The sequence below is a fragment of the Prevotella nigrescens genome, assembly GCF_031191185.1.
In the GTDB taxonomy this organism is placed as follows: Bacteria; Bacteroidota; Bacteroidia; order Bacteroidales; family Bacteroidaceae; genus Prevotella; species Prevotella nigrescens.
In genome coordinates this window covers 1,337,768-1,355,087 of record NZ_CP133465.1, presented here as the reverse complement: position 1 = coordinate 1,355,087, position 17,320 = coordinate 1,337,768, and the positions used below count along the sequence as shown (strand labels likewise).

15 protein-coding genes are annotated in these 17,320 nt (G+C 36.8%); 8 read left to right on the top strand and 7 right to left on the bottom strand.

Annotation, left to right across the window (positions count from 1 at the left end; translation table 11 throughout):
• Window positions 1-26: 26 nt before the first annotated feature.
• From RDV52_RS07970 to RDV52_RS07940, 7 genes are read left to right on the top strand one after another with little or no spacing between them, the layout of a single operon-like run.
• Entirely contained in the window at window positions 27-1,064 is a 1,038-nt protein-coding gene (locus RDV52_RS07970) for a GumC domain-containing protein (RefSeq protein WP_004366163.1), read from the top strand.
• Between the two features lie 7 nt (window positions 1,065-1,071).
• A complete protein-coding gene (locus RDV52_RS07965; RefSeq protein WP_004366164.1) occupies window positions 1,072-2,619 on the top strand; it encodes an oligosaccharide flippase family protein in 1,548 nt (515 codons plus the stop codon).
• On the top strand, window positions 2,610-3,911 hold the full coding sequence (locus RDV52_RS07960; RefSeq protein ID WP_004366165.1) for an O-antigen polymerase: 1,302 nt from the start codon (window positions 2,610-2,612) through the stop codon (window positions 3,909-3,911). Before RDV52_RS07965 ends, RDV52_RS07960 begins: the two co-directional genes overlap by 10 nt.
• Before the next feature lie 9 nt (window positions 3,912-3,920).
• Window positions 3,921-5,066 carry a glycosyltransferase WbsX family protein gene (locus RDV52_RS07955; protein ID WP_004366166.1) on the top strand — a complete coding sequence of 382 codons (1,146 nt, stop codon included), beginning with the start codon at window positions 3,921-3,923 and terminating at the stop codon, window positions 5,064-5,066.
• A 13-nt stretch (window positions 5,067-5,079) separates the two neighbouring features.
• On the top strand, window positions 5,080-6,006 hold the full coding sequence (locus RDV52_RS07950; protein WP_004366167.1) for a hypothetical protein: 927 nt from the start codon (window positions 5,080-5,082) through the stop codon (window positions 6,004-6,006).
• Between the two features lie 16 nt (window positions 6,007-6,022).
• Entirely contained in the window at window positions 6,023-6,724 is a 702-nt protein-coding gene (locus RDV52_RS07945; protein WP_004366168.1) for a LicD family protein, read from the top strand.
• A 15-nt stretch (window positions 6,725-6,739) separates the two neighbouring features.
• On the top strand, window positions 6,740-8,560 hold the full coding sequence (locus RDV52_RS07940; RefSeq protein ID WP_004366169.1) for an aminotransferase class I/II-fold pyridoxal phosphate-dependent enzyme: 1,821 nt from the start codon (window positions 6,740-6,742) through the stop codon (window positions 8,558-8,560).
• On the opposite strand, the gene RDV52_RS07935 is transcribed toward RDV52_RS07940, so the two are convergent.
• On the bottom strand, window positions 8,557-9,312 hold the full coding sequence (locus RDV52_RS07935) for a glycosyltransferase family 2 protein (RefSeq protein ID WP_004366170.1): 756 nt from the start codon (window positions 9,310-9,312) through the stop codon (window positions 8,557-8,559). The two genes, RDV52_RS07940 and RDV52_RS07935, sit on opposite strands and share 4 nt — an antisense overlap.
• Before the next feature lie 151 nt (window positions 9,313-9,463).
• On the opposite strand from RDV52_RS07935, the gene RDV52_RS07930 reads away from it, so the two are divergent.
• Window positions 9,464-10,585: an MraY family glycosyltransferase gene (locus tag RDV52_RS07930; protein ID WP_004366171.1), complete on the top strand. Its 1,122-nt coding sequence runs from the start codon at window positions 9,464-9,466 to the stop codon at window positions 10,583-10,585.
• A 19-nt stretch (window positions 10,586-10,604) separates the two neighbouring features.
• Here the strand turns inward: RDV52_RS07930 and RDV52_RS07925 are convergent, their stop codons facing one another.
• The 6 genes from RDV52_RS07925 to RDV52_RS07900 all read right to left on the bottom strand — a co-directional run bounded on the left by RDV52_RS07925 (window position 10,605) and on the right by RDV52_RS07900 (window position 17,281).
• Window positions 10,605-11,048: a lipocalin-like domain-containing protein gene (locus RDV52_RS07925; protein ID WP_004366172.1), complete on the bottom strand. Its 444-nt coding sequence runs from the start codon at window positions 11,046-11,048 to the stop codon at window positions 10,605-10,607.
• A gap of 8 nt (window positions 11,049-11,056) precedes the next feature.
• Window positions 11,057-12,673 (bottom strand): capsule assembly Wzi family protein, encoded by a 1,617-nt coding sequence (locus tag RDV52_RS07920; protein WP_040556784.1) that lies wholly within the window; start codon window positions 12,671-12,673, stop codon window positions 11,057-11,059.
• A 563-nt stretch (window positions 12,674-13,236) separates the two neighbouring features.
• On the bottom strand, window positions 13,237-13,581 hold the full coding sequence (locus RDV52_RS07915; protein WP_004366174.1) for a hypothetical protein: 345 nt from the start codon (window positions 13,579-13,581) through the stop codon (window positions 13,237-13,239).
• A gap of 284 nt (window positions 13,582-13,865) precedes the next feature.
• The gene (locus RDV52_RS07910) at window positions 13,866-14,462 is read right to left on the bottom strand and encodes an aminotransferase class IV (RefSeq protein WP_004366175.1); all 597 of its coding nucleotides are present in this window, start codon (window positions 14,460-14,462) and stop codon (window positions 13,866-13,868) included.
• Window positions 14,446-15,429, bottom strand: a complete 984-nt coding sequence (locus tag RDV52_RS07905; RefSeq protein WP_004366176.1) for an aminodeoxychorismate synthase component I — start codon at window positions 15,427-15,429, stop codon at window positions 14,446-14,448. Before RDV52_RS07905 ends, RDV52_RS07910 begins: the two co-directional genes overlap by 17 nt.
• 229 nt (window positions 15,430-15,658) lie before the next feature.
• Window positions 15,659-17,281, bottom strand: a complete 1,623-nt coding sequence (locus RDV52_RS07900; protein WP_115098562.1) for an MFS transporter — start codon at window positions 17,279-17,281, stop codon at window positions 15,659-15,661.
• Window positions 17,282-17,320: the final 39 nt, after the last annotated feature.

Genomic DNA, 17,320 nt, shown 5'->3' with positions numbered 1-17,320 from the left:
CTACCATATATAAAAATATCGAGTTAATGGAAAACGAAGAAAAGGTAAAACAAATAGATCTACGATTGGTGTTTAAAAGAATCAGAGAACATAAGAAACTATTCTTTATAACATTGCCAATTGTTATCGCATTATCATCTTATATCATTCTTTGTGTACCAAGAACATACACAAGCGAAACAGCCATGGCACCAGAAATGAATTCTATGGCAGATGCTGGTGCCTTAGGAGATATTGCATCTTCGTTTGGCTTCGATTTACCAACAGGAAAGAGTACCGATGCCATTTCTCCATTGTTGTATCCCGATTTGATGAAGGATAATGGTTTCGCAACTGCACTATTTAAAGTAAAAATACAGACTATCGACAAGAAACTCAATACTGATTATTACAATTATCTTAAATATCATACAAAAATAACTTGGTGGCAAAAAACATATATATGGGTATTAAAGAAGTTAGCACCGAAGAATACCAATAATTTTGCTCCAGAAAAATTTAATCCTTACCAACTTTCAAAGTCGGACAACGATCTTGTGAAAGGAATGAGAGATAACATAAAAATTAGTACCGACAAAAAGACAGGTATTATAAGTATTGCAACTGTAGCACAAGACCCTATGGTAGCAAAAATGCTTGCAGATGCTACAAGGACACAGTTGCAGAAATATATTATTGAATATAGAACAAGAAAGTTAAGAAACGATGTAGAACATTATCAAAGTCTCGTAAATCAAGCCAAACGAGACTATGAAAAAGTTCGTAAGGAATATGGTAAAATAAGTGATGCCGATATGGATGTTGTATTGGAAAGTGTGAAGCTGAAACAAAATGATTTAGAAAATGACATGCAACTGAAGTATAACACCTATACTACTCTTGTAGCACAACTTAAAGCTGCCGATGCTAAACTACAAGAACGTACACCTGTTTTTACAACAATTCAGGGAGCAGAAGTCCCTGTGAAACCTTCAGGACCTAAGAGGGTATCATTTGTACTCGAGATGTTTATATCTGCTTTTATTATTTTATCAGTTTATGTCATAAGGGATATACTGCATTAACTTCAATATGCCCGATACAAAAGAAACAACAAGAACAAAAAACATAGCATCGAACACATTATTCTTGTTTGTTCGCATGTTGGTTATTACACTTCTTAACCTTTATATTGTACGTGTAATTATGAGAAGGTTAGGTATTGAAGATTATGGTATCTTCAATACAATAGCGGGAGTAGTAACAATTGCATCGTTCTTAACAGGTGTACTCTCACTTTCTGTTCAGAGGTTCTTTTCTTTCTATATCGGGAAAAATGATATTCAAAAACAAACAGAAATTTATTCATCGTGCATTAATATCATTGCCTTGCTTTCTGTTCTTATAATCTTCATATTTGAGACTGTTGGCTTATGGTTCGTTAACACCCAATTAGTAATCCCAACTGCAAGAATGGTAGCTGTTATATGGTTGTATCAGTTTACCATATTTACATTTATCTTTTCTTTATTTCAGATTCCATATACTGCAGCCATATTCGCTCAGGAAAATATAAGTGTATATGCTATTGTATCCACCATAGAATGTTTACTTAGATTAGGGTCAGCCGCACTTATTGGAAAGTTTATGATAGATAACCTTTCTTTTTATGGTATGTGTCTGTTAATTAGCAGTATCATTATTTTCACGATATATATGTGGTATGGAAAAACACACTATAAAGAATGTCATTACCACAAAACCACTGACCGTAAACTATATAAAGAGTTACTTTCTTTTTCTGGTTGGACACTATTTGGCAATGTTGCTAATATCGGAATGCAGCAAGGAAATATTATCTTGCTGAATATTTTCTTTGGTGCAACAATAAATGCTGCATTTGGTGTCGCTTTACAAATTAATAATGCTTTTGGAGCATTGTGCAATAGCATTATCATTCCTTTGCGTCCAGCAATGATAAAAGCGTATGCTGAGAAAAATTTCATCTACCTTAACAAGCTCTTTTCTGTTGGCAACAAACTTATACTCTATGTTCTTTTAGCTATTGGTACACCCATCATTTTAGAAATGCCAAACATTTTGAGTTGGTGGTTGAATATTACAGATCACAACTTCACTTTATTTGCCCGCCTCATTATTATTTATATAGTGTGCTTATCAATGAATAATCCGATTACAACAATTATTCAAGCAACAGGCAAAGTTAAGGAATACCACTTAAAAGTTGAGAGTATTACACTCTTATGCTTACCCATTTCGTGGATCTTCTTTACACTGCATTTACCATCTTACTTTGCTCTTATTTCAATGATAGCTGTATCAGCACTTGCACATATTATAAGGCTATTTTGTTTACGCAAATATTATCATCAGTTCTCTATAGGCTCTTATATTACAACTTTAATTATTCCCGGAGTAGTAATATTGGCATTGGGAGCTGGAAGCTGTTACCTACTACAACAGAACATTGAGAGCAATATTCTACGAATACTTTTTGTTTTCCTGTATTCTCCAACTTTCTTTATTGTATTTGCATTACTGTTAGGAACTAACAAGTCAGAGAAGAAGGTTCTATATAGTTACGTTAATTCGTTTATAAAAAAACGCTTATGTCGGTAATTGAAAGTAATTATATACTATCTGCATTTCTCATACTGCTATGGGTAATAACGTTGATTTGGTATCAACGCAAAAATAAGATCTTTGATGCTGGCAGCTTTATCATCGTAATGTATATCGTCTATGCTTTTTTTTCTATTATGACGATTAATGATGATTCTATATTGCAATTCACAAACTATGAACCCCTGAAACTTTTCCCATATTTATACTTATATACCATGATGATGATAGCTCTATCTCCTGCAATTTATCATCACATACATCCAACTAATTGTATAGAATATCCACAGTCGAATATTCTGCAAATCATAGCGATTATCATTATTGTCGTTGCAATCTTGAATTTACCAGGAATTATTTCTGATTTCCAAAATGGCTTAATGTCAATCTTTACAGATGCTAAAGCTGGTAGAGATGCCTATATGGAGCAAATAGATAATGCGTCAAATGCAGGTGGAGCTATCCGCAATATACCAGCTATTCTCTTTAATTCTTTTTCTGACATAAGTATCTTTTTACTATTTTATTTTATGACAATGCAAGAAAAGAATTACAAGATTATTTGTGGTCTTCTATTTGCTAATATCATTAATCTTGTCATACCTATTATGCGAGGACAACGAAGCGGAGTTGCATTAGCTTTCCTGACTATTATTTGTGGATATTTTTTGTTTAAACAATATCTTTCAAAAAGACTCAATAAGTTTATAAAGAAAGTCGGAATAGTTTTCATCGTTGTCATTACATTGCCTGTAGCTGCTATTACCATTAGTCGCTTTGGTTCAGAGAAAGGTGGAATTGCTGCTTTCATCAATTGGTATATCGGACAAGGAAATATATATTTTAACAATCACGGTTTAGACGACAATGGAATTAGATACGGAGATAGAACCCTCAATCTTTTCAAACGATTAGTCGATTCTAAAACTTCAATGAATTATGTTGAACGCAGAGAAATTTATTCAAATCTAAAAATAAACGATGAAGTCTTTTCTACATTTGTAGGTGATTTCACCATCGACTTTGGTCCTTTCTTCGCAGTGATAATATTTATAGTTTTCAATTTCTTCGTTATCGATTCTTTTCAGAAGAACAAGATAAATAATAATAAAGTTAAACTTTACCAACTACTACTTTTATATTTCACTGTTTGCATAAGTGCGCAAGGAGGAATGTATTTATTTTCGTATTCAGATACTGGAAACTTAAGAATAATAGCGCTGGGGATGCTCTATTATTATTTAAAATATCATGAGGCACTGCTCAAGAAGTTTCCTCTTAAAAAATAAAAAAAAATAATGAAAGCAAGGATTATAGCATATTATTTACCACAGTTTCACCCTATCCCTGAAAATAACATTTCATGGGGTGAAGGTTTTACAGAATGGACAAATGTCGCAAGTGCTAAACCTCAGTTTAAGGGGCACTATCAACCAAGAATACCTGCTGATTTGGGGTTTTATGATTTGCGTCTCTCCGAAGTAAGAGAACAACAAGCACGAATGGCAAAAGAAGCTGGAATAGAAGGCTTTTGTTATTGGCATTATTGGTTTGGAAATGGCAAGCGACTATTGGAACGACCTTTTCAAGAAGTTTTAAAGTCCGGCAAACCTGATTTCCCTTTCTGCTTAGCTTGGGCAAACCATGATTGGACAACAAAGACATGGCAGAACAATGGTAAGCCTACAATGATAGCAAAACAGTTATATCCTGGTGAAGAGGATTATAAACAACACTTCCACACTGTATTACCTGCTTTTAAAGACCATCGATATATCACTGTTGATGGAAAACCTTTATTCGTGATATTCGATCCGTATTCATTTAAAGATATAAAAAGGTTCATTACCCTTTGGAGAGAATTAGCAAAAGAAAATGGATTAAAAGGAATTCATTTTGTTGCTATATGCAACAATACTTCAACAATGAAAAGACTTGAAGATGGTAGTATAAAAAGAGTATTGCCCAATACTAAAAGTAGTGCAGAAGTTTATAAACAAATGTTCTCATTGGGTTTTGATGGGTTAAATTCATTCGGAAAATCAAGAGGAGAGATGCTTGCCATAGGCAAAATCACACGAACGGTACAATTTGTTTTACATAAAAAGATCTCCTGGCTTCCCACGTTTAAGTATAATTTTGCAAAAGTAACAAAACATTTCTTTGCCCCCGAAGATAGCTGGGATAACGTATATCCTACTATTATGCCACAATGGGATAGAACTCCGAGAGCAGGAAAACACGAAGGAGTTTATATCAATTCAACTCCTGAAAACTTTAAAAAGCATATTGAAAAAGCATTAGAAGTAATAAAAAATAAGCCAGATGAGCATAGGATACTATTTCTTCGTTCGTGGAACGAATGGGGAGAAGGTAACTACGTAGAGCCTGATCTCAAATATGGTCATAAGTTTCTCGAAGCAATTAAGTCATCTGTATTTTAATAATTGAAACACTATGTATAACATACCTATTTTATTCATAATATTTCGACGTAAAGACACTGCACTAAAAAGTTTTGAGCGAATAAAACAAGTAAAACCAAACAAATTGTATATAGCTTGTGATGGTGCACGTAAAAATGTAGAAAGAGAAAATATACTGGTAGAGGAGACCAGAAATGCTATTCTGCAACAAATAGATTGGCAATGCGAAGTTAAGACACTATTCAGAGCTAAAAACTTAGGCTGCTGTATGGGTGTTTACACCGCTATTAACTGGTTCTTTAAAAATGAAGACAAAGGTATTATTATAGAAGACGACTGTGTTCTGCAAAGTTCTTTTTTCCCTTTTGCAGAAGAGCTTTTACACAGATATGAACATGATGAACGCATTGCAATGATTGATGCAGCTAACTACATTAAAAATGTTGATATTCCAGACTCGTATGGGTTTAGTAGATTCAAATCTACAAATGGATGGGCTACTTGGAAGCGTGCGTGGGAAAAAATGGATTTAAATATGGAATGGAAAAATAGTCCTTATTTTGAATCAATCATAAAAAATAATGGGTATAACGGGAAAGATACGCATTATTGGAAATATCGTATTAAGGCCATTGAACAAAACTATGTCAGTGCTTGGGATTGGCAGTGGTATTTTACAATGGCAGCCTATAATCAATTAAGTATTTACCCTAAAATAAGCCTTATTAGTAATATTGGATTTGGAGAAGGTGCCACACATACTACTGTATCTATAATCCCTGACCAATATAAAACAAATAGTGAAATAGACTTTCCATTACAACATCCTAAATATATTGTACCTTACGAAGACTTTGAATATAGTTTTTATAAGAACAACAATACATTTAGAAACTCTATATTACAACTTATCCCTTTCTGTCTTAAAACAAAACTCAAGAAATGGTTAAGACGATAAAACAATTAACAAAAATATGAAATTACATATTTCCACATCCAAAGGTAATTATATATACAAGTTTGTACCTATTTATCCTGGAATAAAACCCATTAACAAAGAGATTGCAAAAGAGAATCTCTCATTGTTGAAACGTATATGTAATAAGTATAACTTAGATTTTATACTTTTTTTTGGTACACTTTTAGGTGCTGTAAGAGAACACGATTTTATATCTCATGACGAAGATATTGATATAGTAATGCCTATTTCAGACTTAGAACATTTTAAGGATATCCTTTTTATATTGAGGGAAAACGGTTTTGAAGTTGCACGCTTTGAAAGACGGGGGTTTATGTCTATAATACGTAATGGAGAATATATTGATATTTACTTTTTTACGCCCTATGCAGAAGATAGAAGGCTATCTACTTGTATATGTGAACTTTGCGAAGTAAAATATATCAACAACACAATGCAAATGGAGTTTCAAGGAGAATTATACACTGTGCCTAAAGAGAGTGAGGCTTTATTAGACTTTCTTTATGGTAACAATTGGCGTACTCCTATTTCTATGTTTAATTTTAAAATGAACAAGCTGGATAGGATAAAAGCCTTTACTATTCAATACATCAAGGCACTATTGCCACATATGGTAACAGAAACTATTCAAGACATTAAAAGTAAAAAACGAATAGCCTTCTTTAAGCAAAAAGCATACGCAACATTAAATAAGTAACTATATATTAAACTTATGCAAGCAATTATATTAGCAGCTGGAATGGGCAGACGATTAGGAGAATACACTAAGAACAATACGAAATGTATGCTGCCTATTAATGGTGAACGACTAATCGACAGAACATTAACACAATTGTCCACGCTCAACATAAATCGAGTAATAGTTGTTGTGGGATATGGAGCTGACAATCTTATAAAATACATAGGTAATCGATACAATAGATTCCTCAAAATTGAATTTATTCATAACCCTATTTACGATAAAACAAATAATATTTACTCGCTTGCTCTTGCTAAAGAAAAAATGAAGGAAGATGACACACTTCTGTTAGAGTCTGACTTAATATATGAGGAGAGTATTTTGCGAATGGCAATTGAGAGTCCTTATCCTAATCTCGCATTGGTGGCTAAATGGGAATCGTGGATGGACGGAACTGTTGTGCAGATTGATAATGAATACAACATTATCAATTTTATTAATTCGCAAGCATTTAGTTTTAGAGATGTCAATTCTTACTACAAAACGGTAAATATCTATAAGTTTAGCAAAGAGTTCGTTACTCGCAAATATATTCCTTTCTTAAATGCTTACTGCGAAGCACAAGGAAATAATGAGTATTATGAACAAGTGTTACGCGTAATAGCTTTTCTTAATTCGCAAGATGTTAAGGCACTGCCTATTGGAAATAAGAGATGGTATGAGATTGACGACATTCAGGACAAAGATATAGCAGAAACCATTTTTGCTAATGATGAGGAACAGCTTACCAAAATGAATAAACGTTACGGTGGTTATTGGCGTTTTCCAAAATTATTAGATTTCTGCTATCTTGTAAATCCTTATTTCCCACCTAAGCGGATGTTAGATGAGATACGTGCCAACTTTGATACTCTTGTAACGGAATACCCATCGGGAATGGGAGTGAATTCATTGCTTGCTGGTAAATATTTTGGTGTAAACCAAGAGTACATCGTTGTGGGTAATGGAGCTGCTGAACTCATCAAAAGTTTAATAGAGACCACGAAAGGTAAAATCGGAGTTGTATTTCCAACTTTTGAGGAATATCCTAATCGCTATCGTAAGGGAGATATAATAAGTTATGTCCCTGACAACAAGGATTATTCTTATAATGCTTTGAACCTTAAAAATTTTTTTGCAGACAAAAGTATTCAAACATTGCTGCTTATCAATCCAGACAATCCCTCGGGTAACTTTATCCCAAAGTATGAGGTATTGGAACTTGCAGCGTGGACGGCAAAAAGAAATATACGACTTATTGTGGACGAATCGTTTGTAGATTTCTCTGATGATTACTACTACAATTCGCTCCTCAACAATCAGACACTGGAAAAGTACAAGCATCTTTTTGTTATGAAGAGTATCTCCAAATCCTACGGAGTACCTGGACTACGCTTAGGAATATTGGCAAGTGCAGATACAGAAGTTATCAATTTTATCAAAAAGGATGTAAGCATTTGGAACATCAATTCCTTTGCAGAGTTTTATATGCAAATCTTCAATAAGTATCGTAGCGATTATGACATAGCTTGCGAGTCTCTCGTTGCTGAACGCAATCGCTTTGCCAAACTGTTGAAAGAAATTAGTTGGTTGAGGGTTATTCCTTCGCAAGCTAACTACTTCCTCTGCGAGGTAAAACCTCCATACACTTCAACCGAAGTTGCAAAACGTTTATTAAAAGATTATGCAATATTAATCAAGGACTGTAACAAAAAGCAATCGCTTACAGATATGAATTATATCAGAATAGCCATCAGAAACGAAATCGAGAACAATCGTCTTGTGGCTGCCTGCAAAAAACTTGAAAAGTTCTAAATTTTAAACTCAAATATCTTATAGAAATACTTTAGAGAGATTAGGAATGTGTTAGAATAGATGCGGTTCTCTCTGCAAGCTCGTGCATCTTCTTTCAGTAAAAGTTTATGGCTGCCTACCCCACTCGTACTTGCACCTCCCATACGCATCGTTACCATATCTTTCTGAATGTATTTATAGCTTATGCGATACTTTCTGAACAAACGTACCATCATTTCGAAATCTGCTCCTATCTTGTAATCAAGACTGTAAAATCCTGCTTGTTCGTAAACAGAACGCCGTACATAGAAAGAAGGGTGAGCAGGCATAAAGCCAAATCTTAACAATGTCGGACGGAATATTTTAGAAGAATAGTAGCGTGCAACTTTGTGCGGTTGTCCGTCGCGTATAAAATGAATGTCTCCATAAACAGCGTCTACCTTGCTTGTTTTAAAGGTATTTGCATAGGTAGACAATACATCGTTGCTTGTGTAATAGTCATCAGAATTAAGAATACCCACAATATCGCCTGTTGCCATTCTTATGCCTTTGTTCATGGCATCATATATTCCATGGTCGTTTTCTGAAATCCAACGGAGACGCCCACCGAACTTGGGTGCATTGGCTTTCACTATTTCTATGGTAGCATCAGACGAACCTCCATCTATTACCAAATACTCTATGTCAGAATAATCCTGACTTAACACGGAGTTAATTGTATCGGCAATAGTTGCTGCACTATTGTATGTTGCTGTTATGATAGATATCTTCATTCTTGTTGTCTGCTGTTTTCCAGTTATTGCTCTTATAACGCACAAGGTTAAAAAATATTTTAATGTTTTACCATTAATTTTATATTACAGGCAATAAAAGCCGAAAAAACGTGTTATGTAATTAAACCTGTAAAGAGTTTTTAATAGTAACATGAACATATACATCTATATAGTAGTTAGCCTTATTGCTTTCAGCTTAAGTATCACGTGCGGCTTTGCCTTCATTCCTCGCATTCTGAACTTCTGCAAGAACAGAAACTTATACGACATTCCCGACTCGCGAAAGGTGCACAGACAAGCCATTCCGCGATTAGGTGGAGTTTCCTTTCTGCCCAGCATGCTTGCTGCTACCATTGTTGCGCTGCTTGTATGGTCGTTTGCCTACAACGGCAAGAAAATAGAGATTAGTCCGTGGACCACCTATTTTGCAGTGGGTTTAGCAGTTATCTACGTTACAGGACTTATCGATGATATCTTTGGCGTAAAGGCAAGAAAGAAGTTTATTGTACAGATCTTTGTCTCGTCTCTGCTTCCGATATCGTGGCTCTTCATAAATAACTTGTATGGTTTCATGGGCATACACAGCATATCTTTTTGGGTGGGAGCACCGCTAACAGTCTTTATATTGGTATTTATTATGAATGCCATCAACCTGATAGATGGTATTGACGGACTTTCTGCCAGCTTGTCGTTTATAGCTTTAGGAGGATTCTTTTATTGTTTCCTCATAGAAGGAATGTGGATTTACTGCATACTGATAGCCGGCTTGATGGGTGTCTTAGTGCCTTTCCTTTATTATAACATCTTTGGAAAGTTAGAAAAGAATAGGAAAATATTCATGGGCGACTCAGGTTCGCTCACTTTAGGTTATATACTTGGCGTATTGCTTGTAAAGTTCTGTATGGTTAATCCAAACGTAATGGCTTACCGGAAAGGTTCTATTCTCCTCTCAATAACCTTACTCATTATACCAATATTCGATGTCTGCCGTGTAATTATTGTAAGAATAATGCACGGTCATGGCATATTCCACCCAGACAAAAACCACATTCACCACAAGTTTATGCGAGCAGGACTTACGCAACACCAGGCATTAATTGCAATCTTAACACTTGCCATTGCATTTATTATTCTAAACACGATGCTATTCTGTTGGGTAAGTCCAACTATCATTATTCTGATAGACATTGCACTTTTTGTTCTGCTCAACGTGTCTGTGCTGAACCCTATTATCAAGCGCAACAACAAACAGCCTTTTCAAGAAGACAAGTAGAACACAAGTATGACGTGCATTAGAACCGTTTGAAATGCAACGTTACATTGTTGTTTACAAGTGCCATTGTATTTTCCGACTGCTGAATGGTGAATGTCATGGACAGAGCGTCAATGCCATAGAAGTTTAAGAGCGAGGGCGTAGTTAATAGTTCATCGCCATTCTCACGGTCGTAACGATAAGGTTCTTTTAGAACCAAGGTTTTGCCATTCTTGCTAAAACGAAACAATATTCTACTATGATTGCCCGTCTTGTCTTCTAACAACAATAAATCTCCCTGGAACGACCAATATACTTTCTGGTCTTTCAAATCTGCACTTGCTGCACCTTTATCTATGTAAACACAATGCCACATTCCTGCCAAATCGCCTGCTGCCTTGCTATCGCTTTCAAGAGAACAAGCCGAAATACAGAACATTGCCACTAAAGAGCACAACACTAATTGTATGTTTTTTATCTTCATATCGTTCTTTATAAATTAAGCAAACCCGTCTTGGTTATTGTTAGTTGGAAACCATAATTAATGCCGCCGAGAATGGAGCCGAAGTCCATTCCGTATGCCGCTTTTATATCCACCCCGTTCAGCCACGATACAGATATACTGTGCGGCTTATAAGTTATCTCAGCTAACAGACTCATGTTACTGCGTTCCTTAGAATAAGGTTCCGTATAGGTTCCTAAACCTTTTTGCCACGAAGCCAACATTCGCCAATTGACATATTGGTTGGGCGTACCAGACAATCCAAGATGGTATGCAACAAACCTGTTATTGGTAAAAGCTATCCTACCGTCTTTATTATAGATAGGCGAACGATAGAGCGGATTGCTCATTGCTTGTCCCCAATGCTGATAGCCGGGATAAATGTAATGGTTGTAATAGTCGTCGTTTCCGCCTATATGGTCGGCAATGGTCTTTGTATGGTCGTGATAGATTGGACCGCTTTGATACTTGGAGTAGATATACTCTAACACTACTGCATTCAGCCAACTGTCCGAGCGGCGATGATATTCGAAACCTAACAGCCAGTCTTTCATGCCATAAGTAAGATATCTGTGTTTCTTCTTCTGTTGCCATTCGCTGCCCGTTCCATAGCCATCGTAGTCCAAGAAGAACATTCCCGAGTGGTCTTCAAAATATTTATCGGCATAGAGCGCATAGCTGTTCATCTCTCCTTCGTACTTTAAACGGGCTACCCACGACCCCAACTGGTTTCCTTCTGCATTCTGATACGTGGTTTCGCCAATATCCGCCCCACCCGGCATAAATGCTTTCCAGAATGCTTTCAGTCCTGTCTCGCCTTTTAAAGTTTCCATTCCGCCACCTGCAACAGGGCGATAGGCTGTTCCGCCAAACATAGAAACCATTTCCAAACCTACCTCTAACGACCAAGGACAAAACACTTCGTCGTTGCCAAGCTTAAGATAACCTGCCTTGGAATGGTAAAGCACATCGTCGGCATATTTGCTCTGCCTCTTGGTAAAGTCGTGTTGCCAATTATCGTCGGTCATTTTTCCGTAGGCAATATGTCCCTTCAAGTGCAACCAACCTTTGCCAAAAGGCAGCGTCCAATAGTCGGACAGTGCCAAACGAACTTGCGGAACCGGGCGTGCATTAATGCCCAACGTCTGTGAACCCGAGCTTAGACTGTTATTCTTCAGTTCCATTGGCTGTTCCTTCGCACCAATGGTAAGTGTACCGTGCAACCAACGCCCTTCAACATAGGCTTGTTGTACTACGAAATGGCTGGTGTAATTTAAAGGAACTGCTACATCAACTCCGTATCCCAAGCCCCACTTGCGTTCATTATCGGCAGACAAGGAGCGATAAACGGCTGTACGAATATACCCATTTGTCTTATCAAGCGAACTAAGTCCATATTTATTGGCATTCAACCACAGCGGTGTTTTAGTGTTAGAGAAGCTGCCCTGCATCTCCACCTTATAGTTGATATCTTTAAGAATGCCTGCCTTTGTTGTATCCTTTATTGTTGGCGATACATATTGAGCAAACGACGTTGCACACACCAAAACACCAAAAAGAGTCGATTGTATTCGTTTCATCATCATAGATGGGCTTTGCGAAGCCATAATTTAAAAGTTAAGTTCTGATGGTCATTACCATCTATTTGTATGTAACGGTGCAAAATTACTGAAAAAAAACTGTCCGAACAAGAACTTTGCAAAGAGATTGGCTGCACAACAAGGTCGAATCTACAATATATGAACTGTTCTGACAAAACACAAAGTATTTAGTTCGATTGAATGCATTATATAGGTATTATAAAGGCTCTGTAGAATATGGGTGGAGAAATTATAAATAGTGTCTACTTTCTACTCACAAATCAAATAGAACACCTCAGAAGTTTAGAAAAGCTGTCAGATTTTTGCCACTCTTATCTCAGATATCTGTAACGCTCGTCTTAGATATCTATCGCGTTCTTCTCAGATATCTATCAGTAGCAAATTAGATATCACAAAAAACTACAACCATTATGGGGTTATATCATAATATTTGAATGAGAATTATGATTTTTTATTATATCAATAGAATTAGAAAATATCTCGTGTGTAAACCTTCTTTCTTAGAATGTGGAGAAAGATATAATAAATGAATTATAAGTATTGTATTCTAAAGGGGCAATAAAATGATTTTACCTTATCTCCCAAATACTTTCTATATTCAAGATGAACCGTGTTGGTTGCCATTCTACGAAAGAGAATATATAGAGGAGAGTATTATTGAACAGATAATATGTACTTAAACCTTCGGACGTTTCATACGAATCGATAACAAAATTATCTGACTTTAAGTTTTCCGAAGTAACCACTGTGTTAAAGTCGTTTATACTTATTCTATCTTTCAACTTCCACAACGGATTGTTGTATATATCAAGTAACCTTATTTCCTTACCACAAACCACGAATGTTTTATCCCAACAATTGTTGTCGTAACCATCAAAAAGGTTCTGCTTTATTTGTTGTACTAATCTTATCATATTCTTATATTATGTAGTTTACTTTAAGAGTGTCGCTTGTTTGTTAAGCTTTTATTCCCTTTATAAAAAGTACCTACTAATCTGATTGTGCTAAATACTCCAATAATTCTTCTTAAACATTATGTGCAACACTATGAGCTGTATCGCAATAGTTTTATTGTTCTACAATGTGAGATTATTGACAAGTGCAAAGGTAGAAGAAAAAATCTATATGTAATAACAATAATGGGGAAGAAACAAGATATAAGTGATTTTATAAGATAGGAAAAGATAGTAAACTTACATTAACCCACAATGCTTGATATAGGCAATACAAGTTCGTTCAAATCCATCATTGCATTGATAAGCGATATAGATTGAAACGAACTTAGGTCGGTGGCACACACTTCTCGTTCTATCAGACGTCCTGCATCGAGCAGTTGGGCACGCCGTGTGCCATTAAGTAAAGGTGTAGAAGGAGTTATCCACTGCGTGCCATCGAAAAAAGCAATATTGGTATAAGACGTATCGGTTATGTGGTTTCGTTTTACAATAATTATTTCGTCAGCTCTGCCAGCTTGTGCTTTCAAAAGGTTCAGCACGTTTCTGTCGGTGCTTTTATAGGTGTACTCTATGTCGTCATCGGCTACTAACCTAAGTGTTTCCACCTTTCTTATATTATAAGGTGTACAAGAAAGGTTGTATATGTTGTCGCCATCGTATTCAAAACGTAGCTTTGCCTTTTCAGTCTGTGTGGCTGCAATGGCTAAAAGCTTGTTTACAGGGATTGGCGTCTGCATATTCCAAAAATGTTTTCGTGTGCGCATTACTCGTGCCAGATGGTAGCCGAGGTTAATTATTCGGCCCTGCTCCACACACATTGTCTCAATAAATTGGCACATATACCTTTTCTATCATTTCGTTATACTCGTCGTCATCGTTGCTCTGTGCCGTAATTCCTCCTCCCGCTTTGTAGAAGAGTTGCTTTCCGTCGGTATCAATAAAACGTATCATTACGGCACTATCAAGATTTCCATTTGCCCAATATCCCATTATTCCCGTGTAGAATCCACGCTCATGGCATTCGGCTTCTGCAATTATGCGAGTTGTCATGGGCTTTGGTGCACCGGTAATTGAACCGGCAGGCAGCAGGCTAAACAGCAGGTCGCCAATGTTCGCACGATAGTGTGGAAGAAGCTGCCCCACTATTTCGGAACTTGTCTGCAGAATATCGCCCTTATTTGTGGTTAGCTTGTCGATGTATCGATACTTCTCTACGCTTACTTTGGTGGCAACAATGCTTAAGTCGTTTCGTATCAGGTCTACGATGGTTGCATGCTCTGCCGCTTCCTTCGCATTGTTCATTAACACGTTGGCTGCATTGGGCACACTGGCAGCAATGGTGCCTTTCATGGGAAAGGAATGAATCGTTTCGCCATCAATGCGGACGAATATCTCTGGAGAAAAGCATACGAACTTGTCTTTAACCCAACAGCGATATTTGGCGGTGGAAAGCAGGAATATATCCCGCATCGTCAAGTTAGTATGGATAGGAACTTTGCAGGTTAAGTTTGCCAAATAGCAGTTCCCATTACGCTGGTTAGCCTTCACGTATTCTATACTGCGCTGATACTCCGCCCTATTGGGTGCTTCGAAACGCCATTCAACAGGATTTTTATTTATAGATTCGTCTTTGGGAACATTGTTTATCGCAGGGAAAGCATAAAGCATTTCAGAAGAATCAACGTGTCCTGCCTCTTCTATATACGCTTGTTGCTGGTTGTAGCTAATAATAAAAACAAATGGTTTGTCAGCTCTTGCAAGTTGGTTGATGCGCTGCTGTGCTTCTCGCTGATTGTAGATTTTCATTCTTTTACACTATCGTTTTATAATTAGGACATTAATATTGCTGTGCAAAAATACAATAATTTAGTAAGACAAACAACCTTCAAGCGTATTTTTACCACTGATAAAGAGCATCGCATTCCTTTATATAGTAGCCGATGATGTTAGGAAGCAAATGGCATCAACAACATTGATAAGAAAAAAGATTGAGCCAATACAACCCAATCTTTTTATCTATAGAGTTCAGAAATACTTATTCGGTAATGTTTGGCAATTCCAAGCCAAGACCTTTCTTCTTGTCTACAGCCTTAAGAATAAGACCAATAACCAATGCAGCAACACCAAGACCGGCCAACATGAGCAACGGATTGGTGTAATCGTACTTCGTTGGATCAGTAATACCGACATTCGAGTTGTCGAGCACCTTACCAATAACCAATGGGAACAACCACAAACCAATGTTCTGAATCCAGAAGATAAGTGCATAAGCAGAACCTATAATCTTTGGATCGACAAGCTTTGGAACACTTGGCCACAACGAAGCAGGAACAAGTGAGAAAGAGGCTCCGAGAACAAGAATTGTTAAATAAGCAACTATTACACCACCAATGGCATGTCCTTTAAACATTGGAAGGATAAATGCAAATGTAAGGTGGCAGCTAATGAGTAATAAAGCACCCAAAATAAGCATTGAGGCAGCCTTACCCTTATGGTCTACATAGCTACCAAGAATAGGTGTAATGCCCACTGCCAACAATGGGAACACTGCAAAGATAGACTCGGCAGACTGGCGCATGTAACCCATATAGCAATAGGCAATGAGAGAAAGAATAGAAACACAAAGTATAGAGTACTTAATACTCTTATTCTTCATAAAGTTGAACATAAATGCCGTGATAGCAACAACCAACATTATACCATATTGAATAATGGTAACTTCGGTTGAAGCCCAGAAAGATTCTTTATCGACAGGAGTGAAAGTAAGATTACACTGCAACATGTTTACAGCATACTTCTGGAATGGGAAGATTGCTGAATAATAAAGCACGCAAAGCAAAGATACCAACCAGAAGCCCATACTCGTAAGAATTTGTCCAAGGTCGCTAATCTTGAATGGCTCTTCTTGCTCTTCCGCCTCACCTGTTTGAGAATCGAGCTTCTTGTCCATAAAGAAGTAAGCAACGAACATCATTACAGCAATACAGATAAGAACAACACCGAAAGCTACTGAACGAGAGACATCTACATTGCCACCCAATTTAGCAAAGAAAGGTGAGAAAATCATACAAGTAGCAACACCCAAACGAGCAAGTGCCATCTCAGAACCCATTGCGAGCGCCATCTCTTTTCCCTTAAACCATTTCACAATACCACGCGAAACCATGATACCAGCCATTTCCGTTCCACAACCGAAGAGCATAAAGCCGATGGCTGCGAGCTTTGCAGAAGCAGGCATGCCTTCATAGAAAGGAGATACTCCCAACTGTTCGAACAAAGGAATATGATTTAAATGTTGAGTAAACCAAACTTCAAGTTGGCTACTCATGAAGCTTTCGCTGATAGCATAATACTTAATACATGCACCCGTAAGCATTACAGCACCAGAAAGAAGAGCTGTAAAGCGAACACCCATCTTATCGAGAATAATACCTGCGAAGATAAGAAAGAATACAAATACATTTAAGAATGTTTCAGAACTTTGCATTGTTCCGAATGCTGTTGAGTCCCAACCTCTTTGAGAGAGCATCAAGTCTTTGATAGGCGACAAAATGTCTACGAAGATGTAGGAACAGAACATTGCGAGTGATAAGAGTAAAAGAGCTGTCCAACGTGCAGCAGCAGAATCTCTAAGTGTTTTTTTAATTTGTTCTGTCATAATATACGCTTAATTCCGCAGCATTATTCCTTGTGAGGT